Below are 12254 nucleotides of genomic sequence, written 5' to 3' on the forward strand. Positions count from 1 at the left end.
CCTGCTCGCCACAAGAGCGCCGTTGCCACATAGTCGCAACGAGTTAGAGAATCGGTTTGCCGCCGGTAACGGCGTAGCGTGAACCGGAGATATAGCTGGCTTCGTCCGAGGCCAGCAGCACATAGATCGGTGCCACCTCCACAGGCTGGCCTGGCCGGCCGAGCGGTGTTTCGCTGCCAAAGCTCTGCACATCCTTGTCGGGCATGGTCGCTACAATCAGCGGCGTCCAGATCGGCCCGGGTGCCACACTGTTGACGCGAATACCCTTGTCACCCAGCAACTGCGCCAGGCCACCGGTGAAGTTGGCGATCGCGCCTTTGGTGGCGGCGTAGGCCAGCAGGGTTGGCTTGGGCATATCGGAATTGACCGAACTGGTGTTGATGATCGAGCTGCCGGCTTTCATATGGGGCAGGGCTGCCTTGCAGATGCGAAACATCGCGGTGATGTTGATATCGAAGGTCTTGACCCATTCTTCATCCTCGATTTCTTCGAAGGTTTCGTGGGTCATTTGAAATGCGGCGTTATTGACCAGCACATCGATGCGGCCAAACTGCTCGACGGTCTTGTCCACCAGCGCCTGGCAGTTGGCTTTTTGCGCGATATCGCCCGGCAACAACAGGCATTGGCGCCCGGCTTCTTCGACCCAGCGCGCGGTTTCCCGGGCGTCTTCATGCTCATCCAGATACGCGATGGCCACATCGGCGCCTTCTCGGGCAAAGGCGATGGCCACCGCGCGGCCAATGCCGCTGTCGGCGCCGGTAATCAGCGCGATTTTGTTGGCCAACCGGCCGGAGCCTTTGTAGCTCTTCTCGCCGCAGTCGGGGTACGGGTCCATTTTCTTCTGGGTGCCTGGCACGGACTGGGCTTGAGGCGCGAAGGGTGGGCGAGGGTAGTCGGTCATTTCAGTCTCCATAGGTCTTGAGGGGCCTATGGAGTTAGTTGTTTTGCCGCCCGGGATAGTTGTAACGGATCGGCGACGGCCCCGACGAATGGCGTCAGCCACGCGTCAAGCACGCGCCAGATCAGCCGGCAAACGGCGCAGGGTCCACAAGGTCACCAGCATCGCCGCCACCGCGCACAGCGCAATGCCGACCAGCATGGGCGCAGGCGTATGGTCGGCAAACACGCCAACCAGCGTCATCGACACGGCCGCCGTGATCATCTGGATAGCACCGAGCAGCGCCGACGCAGAACCTGCGACTGCGCCGTGATCCTCCATGGACAACACCCCGGCGGCCGGCAGCAGCAGTCCGAGGAAACCGAAACCGATAAACAGCAGCACCATCATCAAGGCGAGGTTGTCGCTCCACAAGGTGGTGACGGCCAGCGCACTCATGACCACCGCCACGCCGATCACCGACCCGCGAATCAGCGGTGCCAGGCCAAAACGCGCACTCAGGCGTGCGGTCAGCTGGCTCATGGCGAAGAACGACGCGGCATTGACTGCAAAACACAGGCTGAATTGCGTGGGCGTGAGGCCGAAATACTCGATGTACACGAATGGCGCGCTGCCGATAAACACAAAGAACGTCGCCAGGCCAAACCCGCACACCACCGACAGGCCGGTAAATACCGGGTCGCGCAGCAAGGCGCCGTAGCTGCCGATCGCACTGCCCAGGGTCTTGCCCAGGCGGCGTTCGGCAGGATGGGTTTCGGGCAGTTGCACAAAGGTCATCACCAGGCACAACAGCGAAACCACCGCGAGCACCGCAAACACTTCACGCCAGCTCCAGAGTGAAATCACCACGCTGCCGGCCAGGGGCGCGAGGATCGGCGAAACACTCATCACCAGCATCAGCAGGGCCATCAGGCGCGCCGCTTCGTGGCCGGTGTACAGGTCACGCACCACCGCCCGCGGGATCACCATACCGGCGCAGGCGCCGAAGGCTTGCAGGGCACGAAACCCAATCAGCACTTCAATCGTCGGCGCCAGCGCACAGCCGACGCTGGCCACCGCGAAAATCGCCAGGCCCGCGTAAATCGGCGGCTTGCGCCCGTACACATCACTGATAGGCCCGTAGAACAACTGGCACACGCCAATGATCATGAAGAACACCGTGAGGCTCATCTGCACGGCCGCCGGCGACGCCTGCAGGCTGGCACCCAGGGTGGGCAGCGCAGGCAGATAGCTGTCGATGGCGAAAGGGCCAATGGCGGTGATCAACCCGAGCAACAAGGCCAGGTGGGCAATACTTCGAGACATGGGGGTTCCGGGTCAAAGCAAAAGATCGGCCAGCTTAGTGAGCTGTACCTGGGCACACAAGGTGATGCTTACACAGACGCTACATTTTCCTGCGGCTTGAAGGATCTTCATAAAATAAAGATTGAATAATCACACTTAATGTTATTTAAATAACAAAACAAGAGCGCTACGACCTGCCTGGTCGTGCCGCAACAAGGTGAGATAGCAATGGGCAAGATCGCAGTCATCGGCAGCAACATGGTGGATTTGATTACTTACATCGACCGCATGCCGGATCAGGGCGAAACCCTGGAAGCGCCGGGCTTTGCCTTGGGGTGTGGCGGCAAAGGCGCCAACCAGGCGGTGGCGGCGGCCAAGCTTGGCGCGGATGTGCTGATGCTGAGTAAGGTCGGTGACGACATGTTCGCCGACAACACCCTGGCCAACTTCCAGCGTTTTGGCATCGACACCCGTTATGTGCAGCGGGTGCCGGGCGTCTCCAGCGGCGTGGCGCCGATTTTCGTGCGGGCCGATTCCCATAACAGCATTTTGATCGTCAAGGGCGCGAACGCGCATTTGTTGCCGGCGGATATCGAGGCAGCGGCTGCCGACCTGCGTGAATGCACGCTGATCGTGCTGCAACTGGAGATCAACCTGGACACGGTCTACTACGCCATCGAATTCGCCCGCCGCCATGGCATTGCAGTGCTGCTTAATCCGGCACCGGCCCTGGCCGACTTGAGCGCCGAGCACCTGGCGCAGTTGGATTTCCTGATTCCCAACGAATCGGAGCTGGCGTTGATCGCAGGCAAAGTCGTGGACTCGCCGGACTCGGCCCGCAGCGCCGCACAGTCACTGGTCGCCCGCGGTATTCGCCACGTGATCGTCACCCTCGGCGAGCACGGCGCGCTTTACGTGGGCGCGGAGGGCGAGTTCCAGGTGCCTGGCCAGCGGGTAGTTGCCCGTGACACCACCGGCGCCGGTGACGCCTTTATCGGTTGTTTCATCCAGCACTGGAGCCGCGACGGCGCTATTCGCCAGGCCATGGAGCAGGCAGTGGCATATTCGGCCTGTTCGGTCACAGCGCTGGGTACGCAGACCTCCTATCCCGACGCCGAAGCGTTCGCCCGTTTCCAGCAACAGCGGTAATACATTCAACCCAGCCCGGAGAACAATAATGAACAAACCTGCGCTGCAACAGACACCCGATGGCTTCTATCTGAACCGCACGCCCTGGTTCGCCTTTATCCTGCTGTGCAGCATCTTTGCGCTGTGGGCCGCAGCGGCGAGCATGAACGACGTGTTGATCGCGCACTTCAAGAAAGCCTTTCTGCTCAGCGATTTCCAGACCGCCTTTGTGCAGTCGGCGTTTTACCTGGGGTACTTTTTCGTGGCGATTCCGGCCGCGATGGTGGTGCGCCGCTTGAGCTACAAAAGCACGATTCTGATCGGCCTGTTGCTGTACATGCTGGGCTGCCTGCTGTTCTTCCCAGCCGCTTCCACCGCCAAATACGGCATGTTCCTGCTGGCGCTGTTTGTGATCGCGGCGGGCCTGTCGTTCCTGGAAACCGCGTGCAACACCTATTCAACCCTGATGGGCCCACGGGAAACCGGGACGCGGCGCTTGAACATCTCGCAAACTTTTCACCCGTTCGGCGCCATGGCCGGGGTGTACGTGGGCAGCTTTGTGATGTTCAAGGACACCGATGCCACCACCGAGCAACTGACGCAAATGAGCGCCTCCGAGGCGGCGGTGCAGCAGTTGCAGATGATCCAGTCCACGCTGTTGCCCTACAAGTGGATGATCGCCGTACTGGTGCTGATGTTTATCCTGATCGCCATCACCCGCTTCCCGGCCTGCAAGGGCAATAAGCCCGTCGACAATAAATCCGGCAGCCTGCGCCAAAGCCTGGGCCGACTGTGGCGCAACCCGCGCTTTACCTTTGGTGTACTCGCGCAGTTTCTATACGTGGGCGCGCAGGTTGGTGTGTGGAGTTTCACCATTCGCCTGGCCATGCAAATGGGCGGCATGAATGAGCGCAGCGCGTCGTGGTTTTTGCTGACCACGTTTGCCGCCTACTTTGTCGGCAAGATGATCGCCAACCTGCTGATGCGCCGCCTGCACCCGGCCCGGGTATTGGCGATATATGGCGTGCTGTGCATTGTGCTGCTGGCCTACACCATCCTGGTGCCGAACATTTCCGCGGTGTATGCGGCGGTTGGCGTGAGCATTTTTCTCGGCCCGTGCTGGCCGACCATCTACGGCCTGACCATCGATGGCCTGGGTGAAGACACGGGTGTCGGCGGTTCACTGCTGGTGATGAGCATTGTCGGCGGCGGGGTGATTCCGATCTTCCAGGGCCTGTTGTCTGACGCCAGCGGTGGCAACATGCAGTTGGCCTACAGCGTGCCGTTGCTGTGCTTTATCGTGATCGTGATGTATGCGCTCAAGTGTATGCGCCAGTCGGACAGCGTGCCGTCGGGTGCCGCGGCGGTGGCCTCATGAACGCGCGTATCCCGCTGTATCCGGTGCTGTTCAGCGAGCAGGAAAAGGTCCTGCTGCAATCCGACGACTTCAAGGTCAGTGCCTGGGTTTACCCGTCCGGCGTGTTGGCCGTGAGCCTGGAGAACAGCCGTGGACGCCTGGTGGTGTTGCCTTATCAGGGACAGGTGATCTGGTCAGCGGTGTTCGACGGTTGCGACCTGACCATGACTAACCTCTTCGAGCAGCCAAGGCCCAGCCCGACGATAATCGACACTTACGGCTGCTTCATGTTTCACAGTGGCTTGCTGCGCAACGGCTGCCCGGCGCCGGATGACACCCATGCCTTGCACGGCGAAATGCCCTGCGCGCCCATGGACACGGCCTGGCTGGAAACCGGCGAGGGCGTCGTGCGCCTGGGTGGCACCTACCAATATGCCAAGGGCTTTGGCGATCGCTACAGGGCAACCCCAAGCGTGACACTACGCGCCGATTCGGCCCTGTTCGATATCGACCTGGACGTCACCAATCTGGCCGGCAAGCCCATGGAACTGATGTATATGGCCCACATGAATTACGCCTATGTGGCCGGCGCGCAGTTTGTCGAGCCACTGGGGATGCAGCGCTTGCGCCTGCGCACCAGCGTGCCGGACCACGTCAAGCCAACGCCGGACTGGAGCGCGTATATGGCGCAACTGGCCGAGCATCCGGCGCAGTTGGCGTGTCTCGATACACCGGCGTTATACGACCCTGAAATCGTGTTTTTCTTCGACGATGTGGGCGCAGATGCCACTGGCCATGCGCATTTTCTGCTGGACCACCCCAATGGTGCGGCGTTTTACACCCGTTATCGCCCCAAGGAGTTCGAGCACGCCGCACGCTGGATCCTGCACTCGCCGGACCAGCAAGTGGCGGCGTTCGTACTGCCGTCAACCTGTGAACCCGAAGGTTATGCCGCCGAAAAAGCCAAAGGCCACTTGCGGGTACTGGCGCCCGGGGCCAGCGCTTCGTTCAGCGTGACCACCGGCTATTTGAATGCGCGGGAGCGCCAGATGTTGTTGGGTTAAACCAGCAATTGCGCGCCGCTGGCCTGGAGGGCGTCTTTGTAGGCTGGGGGGATTTTCTTGTCGCTGACCACGTAGTGGAAGTCTGCAAGGCTGGCAAAGTGCGCCGTGCGCACCGTGTCGAACTTGCTGAAGTCCGCCAGCAATACACGCTGCTGGGCTTGGCGCAGGACTTTTTGCTTGACCTCGACTTCATTGAAATTGAAGCAGGTCACGCCAAATTCCTGGCTGACGCCCGCTGCCGTCACAAAGGCCCACGTGAGACGCACGCTGTCGAGAATGCTGCTTTCGGCGCTGCTTTCAAACACCTGGTTCTTGCGGTGAAAGGTGCCACCGCACAACACGATATGGCAGTTGGGCTTGTTCTGCAGCTTGAGCAGCACGTTCAACGAACTGCACACCGCCGTGAATTCCAGCTCGTCGGGAATGAAATCAATCACAAACGGCGAGGTGGTGCCGCAGTCGAAAAATACCGTGTCACCGGGCTGTATCAACCGCGCAGCGAGTTTGCCGATGCGGCGCTTTTCTTCGACGTGACGCGTGCCCTGGTCGGCGACCCGGTAATCACCGGCCTCACTGCCGACCCGTGTGATGTAGCCACCGAGCAGGCGAAAATGCTCGCTGAAGTGGCTGAGGTCGCGACGCAGGGTCATCTCGGAAACATCCAGCAGCGCCGCCATTTCCCGCAGGTGAATGGCGCTCTGGTCCTGCAGGGCTTGCTGGATAAGCTTGAGTCGCTCGGCTTTTTTACTGTCCACGGGCATTCCAGGGCTTGATTGTTTGTGTTAACTAAGTAACATTAATTGTGAATATTGTAACGCTTAATGTGAGCGCCGCAACACGCGGCACACCACCATTGGCAACATACAGGCAAGGGCACGTTATATGAATACGCTTCAACCCGCAGCATTGGCCAAGTACATCGATCACACCTTGCTGGCCCCCGATGCGACCCGTGAACAGATTCGCACCCTGTGCGAGGAAGCGCAGGCGCACGGCTTTTATTCCGTATGCCTGAACTCGGGGCAGGTGCCTTACGCCGCGTCCTGCCTGAGCGACGATCGCGTGGTGATCTGTGCGGTGGTGGGCTTCCCGCTGGGCGCCGGCCTGAGCGACACCAAGGCCTTTGAAGCCGAACGGGCGATAGCCGCCGGGGCAGGGGAGATCGACATGGTGCTCAATATCGGCTGGCTGAAGGACGGCCTGCTTGAGGCCGTGCGCGAAGACATCGCCTTGGTGCACAAAGCCTGCGGCGCCGTGCCGTTGAAGGTGATCCTGGAAACCTGCCTGCTCAGCGACGAACAGAAGGTCCAGGCCTGCGAAATCTGCCGGGATTTGGGGGTGGCCTTCGTCAAGACGTCCACGGGGTTCAGCCGCAGTGGTGCCACGCTTGAAGACGTGGCCTTGATGCGCAAGACAGTAGGCGCTGGCGTTGGGGTCAAGGCGTCCGGCGGCGTACGTGATTATGCGACGGCGGTGAAGATGATTGAGGCCGGGGCTACGCGCTTGGGCAGCAGCTCGGGGGTTGCGATTGTGGGTGGGGATATGGCGGCGGTGGGTAGTTACTGAAGACTGTTTATATAACTCAACTAAATGTATATTTAGTTGAGTTATGTCTAACGGATATAAAAAAAGGAGAAGGCTAGTTCACCCGTGTAGGAACAACCTCCTAAAAAACCTCAGCTATAAGGCTAGGGCGCGTTCTTGTCATCACCGCCAAAGGTGACGCTCTTATGCACAAAGTAGCCCACGACCCCCCAGCGCGTGTCGTCGTCTCGAAAAATGACTTTCTCTTTGACGTTGGTGGTGGCAAATGTCGAGGCAAACTCGATCACTGCATAGCGTCCTGCAGGCGCATCGGGCAGATCAACAATAAAGCCAATGCTCTCGGGTTTTCGCGCCTGTAACGAACCCAGTCCGAGACGCAACGTTTTGAGCCCGGCCACCCACGCAAGCTCAGAGGTTTTCGCTTGCATAACCGGGCTCGCGGCTGCCCAGGTCTTAGCAGGTTCGCCGGCATCAAGCAGCATGAGAAACGCAGCGGCGCTGTCGAATACCTGGTGTTGCTGCTGCGGGGTTCCGGGATCGGAGGCCACGACCTTGGGCGATGGTTTGTTGAGGCTCACATCGCAACCGCCAAGCAACGCAGCGGCGAGCAATACGGCGGCATAGAGCTTCATGCAGATCTTCCTTGAACACAGGTGGCGTTGGGACGAGTAAAGATCATGCGTAAAGGCGTTGCCATGTGGTGCTTTAAAAAGATGAGGTTGAGGCGCTTAAGCAGTCCAGTGGCAGCGATGAGTGAGAAGGTGAAAAACCTGGAGTAGCTGATTCCAAATCTGACGCGTACTGCTCCTGATTACGTAACATCGTGTTACGCATAATGTATATTATGTTAAATTATATGTCCGTGCTAGAGCCGAGCTGGTTGTTCGAGTACTTAACCTAATCAACCGAGCCGCTCGTTGATTTCTTTTCCGGTTTTAATCGGGAGTTTGTGCAGATCCAGACCACGCTGGCCGCCTTCAATGACGCTCGCGCTGCCAGTGCCGCAGAACCTGCAAGGCACACGGGTTAGGGCGCGCCCTCCTCCACAAGCAACAGCGCAGAAGCGCTTTGCGGCGCATTTGCCCGTTCTGGTTGAACACGCCTTGGACTAGTCATGGCGCGCAGTCAGGCTCAATCTAAAGTGCGCGAAACCACGTACGCAGAAATGATCCCGGTCAGGGTTCTGGACGGTGAAATGCGGGCCATCCAAGTGACAAATTTATTGCTGATGCCCGGTATGACCGCCGTTCGACCCGCGTGCATGGCTCGATAACCAATCAGCGCGATGTCGTGCGGTTGGCTGTAGCCAAGCTTGGCCATACGGCGCTCATCGATCAACCCTGCGGCATGGAAGAAGTTGGTACGTGTTGGCCCAGGGGCAATATGGGTACAGCTTACGCCCGTGCCTCGCAGGTCATGGGCCAAGGCTTCGGAAACACTGATAACGTAGGCCTTCGAGGCAGCGTAAGCCGCCTCCAGACCATGGGGAACCACATACCCGGCCGAAGAACTGAGATTGAGTATGCGGCCGCGACCACGCTCGATCATCGGTTGCACATAGTGCAAGGTCAGTTGCGACAGGGTCACGACGTTCAGTTGCAACATGCCGGTCATCTGAGTGGCGTCGTGGTCTTGAAAAGACTGGCCAACAATGCCGGCACCCGCGTTGTTAACCAGGTATTCGATCGGCAGTGCCAACTCATTAACCTGGAGAATCAAGCGCTCTGCCGCTCCCGGCAACGACAGATCCTCACACAGAGCGTAAGCGTCGATCGACTGCAGTCGTTTCAACTCCGTGGCCAACGCCTGCAGTTTGTCACGACTACGCGGACTGGAACACAGCACTACGCCGATGCCGTCCCGCGCGAATAACCGGGCGAGCTCGGCGCCAATCCCAGACGATGCTCCCGTAATCAGTGCGTAACGCATGCCTTCCACCTCAGTTCTTGTTATCCATTATTGAGCACTGCGTGCCAGGGATGAGTGTAGGGGCCCGCCCGGAAATACCCGCACAGGCCCCAAGGCCAGTTTCGGGTCTGTAGCGGCCATGCATGCCCGAGTGGGCTGGCCTGTTCCGACCCATTGGCGGCCATCTATAGCCTAGGTGGTCGTCACCCGCCCCCTATATTCTTGCCCCATACGGCGCCGTATTTTCTCGCCAAAACCCTATGTTTCATCCAGAGAGCACCCCATGAGCCGTGTAGAAACAAAAACAACAACACGCCTTGAAGTACCGTCTCGCGACTATCTCTATTACCGCGATGCCCTGGCCGATCAGCCACTGCCCGCCGCGTTCATCGATCTCGACCAATTCTCCGTCAACCTTGAACGACTGCGGTTGCGTGCAGGCGGCCTGCCTGTGCGGTTGGTCACCAAGTCAGTGCGTTCAGTACAAATCATTCGCCGGATCCTTGAGGCCGGACCGTTCATGCAAGGCTTGCTGTGTTATTCGGTGGGTGAAGCCGCGTGGCTGGCCAGCGAAGGCTTCGACGATATTGTTGTGGCCTACCCCAGCGTTGAGCCGGCCGATATCAGGGCGGCTGCAGCTCAGATAAAAAAGGGCCGATCGATTACGCTGATGGTCGATTGCACGGAACAGGTAATCAAGATCAGCCAGATCGCAAGGGAAGAAGGCGTGGTGATTTCGCTAGCCATGGATCTGGATATGTCCTCGCGTTTTCCGGGTGTCTACTTCGGCGTACACCGCTCACCGGTGCATGACGTGCCGACCGGGCTGGCCCTTGCGCGCTTCATCGCCAAACGCCAAGGAGTAGTGCTGGAGGGGCTGATGGGATACGAAGGACAAATCGCAGGCCTGATGGACGATATACCAGGACAGGCGTTAAAAAATGCGGTGATCCGTTACCTCAAGCGCAAGTCGATCCGCGAGGTCAATGCACGACGCAGGGACGTGGTTGCAGCTCTGAAAAAGGATGGGCATGCCCTGCGTTTCGTCAACGGTGGTGGCACCGGCAGTTTTGAAAGTACGCGTGAAGACGCATCGGTCACCGAGTTGGCTGCAGGCTCCGGGCTATATGCACCTACGTTGTTCGATCACTACAAAGCGTTCAAAGCGCTCCCTGCGGCAGGCTTTGCATTACCCATTACGCGAGTGCCCAAGCCAGGTGTAGTGACATGTTCGGGTGGGGGCTACATCGCCTCCGGCCCCATGGGTCTGGATCGTTTGCCGCTGCCGTGGCTGCCTGCGGGTTGCAGCCTGATCCCCAACGAGTCCGTCGGTGAAGTGCAGACACCGTTGCGCCATTCTCTCGCGACCGCGCCCTCGATTGGCGAGCCGATCTTGTTTCGGCACGCCAAGGCCGGTGAGTTGTGCGAGCGGTTCAATGAGCTGTTGCTTATCCAGGATGGCAAGGTCATCGATAAGGTATTGACCTACCGAGGCGAAAGAAAAAGCTTCTTTTGACATGCAGCCAGTTGCCCACCCCGCCCCATTGCGAATCGCTACCGGAAAATAACAATGAACCAGATAACCCTTTCAAATCCCTCGCTACTGGATCCAGCCAACGCGGTGCAGTCCATATTCGATTCCCAGCAGCGCGCTGTGCGTGTCAATGGCGCACCGTCCTACCCGCAACGCATCGAAGCGCTGAAAAAATTAGAGCTGATGGTCAAAAACAACCGACAGCGGTTTCTGGAAACAATCTCCCTGGACTTCGGCAACCGCTCTTTCAGCGAAACCGAGCTAGGCGAACTGATGCCGATTCTGAACAGCATCAAGTATGTGCGTGCGCATCTCAAAGGCTGGATGCGCCCCCAGAAACGCAAGGTAGGGATGGCGTTCAAACCCGCGAGCGCAAAAGTGGTCTATCAACCATTGGGCGTGATCGGCATCATGGCGCCCTGGAACTACCCGTTAACGCTGACACTGGTCCCGTTGATCGAAGCGTTGGCAGCTGGTAACCGCGCAATCATCAAACCGGCGGAGCTGACGCCACATACCGCTGAGCTATTGAAGGAACTGATCAGCGCGATCTTCCCGGAAGATCAGGTTGCCGTTGTCACCGGTGGCCCGAAAGTGGCAGCCCATCTGAGCACCCTGCCCTTCGATCATTTGCTGTTCACCGGTTCGACACACATCGGCCGCCAAGTGATGGCGGCCGCCGCTGTCAACCTGACACCGGTCACGCTTGAGCTGGGCGGTAAATCGCCAGTCGTGTACTGCCGCGATTACTCTCTCGAAAAAGCGGCAAGAATCATTGCCATCGGCAAACTCTTCAACGCTGGCCAGACCTGCGTGGCGCCGGACTACGTTCTGGTGCCCGACGATTTGGTCGATACCTTCGCCGCCGCTTTGCAGGAAGCGGCAAACGCGCTTTACCCAAGCATCAGCGCTAACCCGGACTACACATCAATCATCTCCCAACGTCACTTCGAACGGCTCGATGACATGATCGAGCAGGCCGTGTTTACAGGCGCCAAGGTCTGGCAGCCGAACGATGACAACGCAAAGCAGGCGCGCAAAATCCCACCCACGATCCTGACCAATGTGTCTTTGACCAGTACGGTCATGCGTGAGGAGATTTTCGGGCCCATCCTGCCGGTTATCGGTTATGCCACGCTGGATGACGCCATAAAACTGATCAACGATAGACCTAAGCCCCTGGCGCTCTACTGCTTTGCCCATGACAAAACGAGCATTGAACATGTGCTGGACCGGACCCGCTCCGGCGGGGTCACGATCAACGGCACGATGCTGCATGCCACACAGGAAGATTTGCCATTCGGCGGGGTCGGCGAAAGCGGCACCGGGGCTTATCACGGTTTTGATGGTTTTGTGCAAATGTCCCATGCCCGCGGCGTATTCAAACTGAGCCGTTTCAACATGTCACATCGGATCGCAGCCCCCTACGGGAAGCTGACGCGTTTGATCACGCGTCTGATGCTGGGGAAATAACGCTTCACCCCTGAAAAATCCGCAGATGCGTGAGCTTGAATTTCTGTTCAATTCCGCAGGCAT

The 12254-nt window shown here is 58.8% G+C and carries 11 protein-coding genes; 6 read left to right on the forward strand and 5 right to left on the reverse strand.

Annotated elements, in window-relative coordinates; translation table 11 throughout:
* Nucleotides 1-43: 43 nt before the first annotated feature.
* Both AOA59_RS22865 and AOA59_RS22870 read right to left on the reverse strand, forming a co-directional pair.
* Nucleotides 44-901, reverse strand: coding sequence for an SDR family oxidoreductase (locus tag AOA59_RS22865; RefSeq protein WP_099489155.1), 858 nt, complete (start codon nt 899-901; stop codon nt 44-46).
* A gap of 105 nt (nt 902-1006) precedes the next feature.
* Nucleotides 1007-2203, reverse strand: coding sequence for a multidrug effflux MFS transporter (locus AOA59_RS22870; protein WP_065930026.1), 1197 nt, complete (start codon nt 2201-2203; stop codon nt 1007-1009).
* A 207-nt stretch (nt 2204-2410) separates the two neighbouring features.
* On the opposite strand from AOA59_RS22870, the gene rbsK reads away from it, so the two are divergent.
* The 3 genes from rbsK to AOA59_RS22885 are packed head-to-tail and all read left to right on the forward strand — an operon-like array spanning nt 2411 to nt 5731.
* Nucleotides 2411-3331: a ribokinase gene (gene rbsK, locus AOA59_RS22875; RefSeq protein ID WP_069787505.1), complete on the forward strand. Its 921-nt coding sequence runs from the start codon at nt 2411-2413 to the stop codon at nt 3329-3331.
* Between the two features lie 28 nt (nt 3332-3359).
* The gene (fucP, locus tag AOA59_RS22880) at nt 3360-4688 is read left to right on the forward strand and encodes an L-fucose:H+ symporter permease (protein WP_017135709.1); all 1329 of its coding nucleotides are present in this window, start codon (nt 3360-3362) and stop codon (nt 4686-4688) included.
* The gene (locus AOA59_RS22885) at nt 4685-5731 is read left to right on the forward strand and encodes an aldose 1-epimerase family protein (protein WP_099489156.1); all 1047 of its coding nucleotides are present in this window, start codon (nt 4685-4687) and stop codon (nt 5729-5731) included. Before fucP ends, AOA59_RS22885 begins: the two co-directional genes overlap by 4 nt.
* Here the strand turns inward: AOA59_RS22885 and deoR are convergent.
* Nucleotides 5728-6486, reverse strand: coding sequence for a DNA-binding transcriptional repressor DeoR (gene deoR, locus AOA59_RS22890; RefSeq protein ID WP_099489157.1), 759 nt, complete (start codon nt 6484-6486; stop codon nt 5728-5730). The genes AOA59_RS22885 and deoR overlap by 4 nt on opposite strands.
* A gap of 127 nt (nt 6487-6613) precedes the next feature.
* On the opposite strand from deoR, the gene deoC reads away from it, so the two are divergent.
* Nucleotides 6614-7297, forward strand: a complete 684-nt coding sequence (deoC, locus tag AOA59_RS22895; protein WP_099489158.1) for a deoxyribose-phosphate aldolase — start codon at nt 6614-6616, stop codon at nt 7295-7297.
* Between the two features lie 122 nt (nt 7298-7419).
* Here the strand turns inward: deoC and AOA59_RS22900 are convergent, their stop codons facing one another.
* Both AOA59_RS22900 and AOA59_RS22905 read right to left on the reverse strand, forming a co-directional pair.
* A complete protein-coding gene (locus AOA59_RS22900) occupies nt 7420-7908 on the reverse strand; it encodes a DUF4019 domain-containing protein (protein ID WP_099489159.1) in 489 nt (162 codons plus the stop codon).
* 499 nt (nt 7909-8407) lie between these two features.
* Nucleotides 8408-9205: an SDR family oxidoreductase gene (locus AOA59_RS22905; protein WP_099489160.1), complete on the reverse strand. Its 798-nt coding sequence runs from the start codon at nt 9203-9205 to the stop codon at nt 8408-8410.
* 262 nt (nt 9206-9467) lie between these two features.
* Here AOA59_RS22905 and AOA59_RS22910 point away from each other — a divergent pair, with 262 nt between their 5' ends.
* Entirely contained in the window at nt 9468-10700 is a 1233-nt protein-coding gene (locus AOA59_RS22910) for an amino acid deaminase/aldolase (protein ID WP_099489161.1), read from the forward strand.
* A gap of 54 nt (nt 10701-10754) precedes the next feature.
* Nucleotides 10755-12191 (forward strand): coniferyl aldehyde dehydrogenase, encoded by a 1437-nt coding sequence (locus AOA59_RS22915; RefSeq protein ID WP_099489162.1) that lies wholly within the window; start codon nt 10755-10757, stop codon nt 12189-12191.
* The last annotated feature ends 63 nt before the right edge of the window (nt 12192-12254 follow it).

This window comes from Pseudomonas sp. 2822-15 (assembly GCF_002742515.1).
Taxonomy (GTDB): Bacteria; Pseudomonadota; Gammaproteobacteria; order Pseudomonadales; family Pseudomonadaceae; genus Aquipseudomonas; species Aquipseudomonas salomonii.

Excerpts from the sequence above, each read along its gene's own strand:
- AOA59_RS22865 (WP_099489155.1), bottom strand. The coding sequence starts at position 901 with ATGACCGACTACCCTCGCCCACCCTTCGCGCCTCAAGCCCAGTCCGTG.
- AOA59_RS22870 (WP_065930026.1), bottom strand. The coding sequence starts at position 2,203 with ATGTCTCGAAGTATTGCCCACCTGGCCTTGTTGCTCGGGTTGATCACC.
- rbsK (WP_069787505.1), top strand. The coding sequence starts at position 2,411 with ATGGGCAAGATCGCAGTCATCGGCAGCAACATGGTGGATTTGATTACT.
- fucP (WP_017135709.1), top strand. The coding sequence starts at position 3,360 with ATGAACAAACCTGCGCTGCAACAGACACCCGATGGCTTCTATCTGAAC.
- AOA59_RS22885 (WP_099489156.1), top strand. The coding sequence starts at position 4,685 with ATGAACGCGCGTATCCCGCTGTATCCGGTGCTGTTCAGCGAGCAGGAA.
- deoC (WP_099489158.1), top strand. The coding sequence starts at position 6,614 with ATGAATACGCTTCAACCCGCAGCATTGGCCAAGTACATCGATCACACC.
- AOA59_RS22900 (WP_099489159.1), bottom strand. The coding sequence starts at position 7,908 with ATGAAGCTCTATGCCGCCGTATTGCTCGCCGCTGCGTTGCTTGGCGGT.
- AOA59_RS22905 (WP_099489160.1), bottom strand. The coding sequence starts at position 9,205 with ATGCGTTACGCACTGATTACGGGAGCATCGTCTGGGATTGGCGCCGAG.
- AOA59_RS22910 (WP_099489161.1), top strand. The coding sequence starts at position 9,468 with ATGAGCCGTGTAGAAACAAAAACAACAACACGCCTTGAAGTACCGTCT.
- AOA59_RS22915 (WP_099489162.1), top strand. The coding sequence starts at position 10,755 with ATGAACCAGATAACCCTTTCAAATCCCTCGCTACTGGATCCAGCCAAC.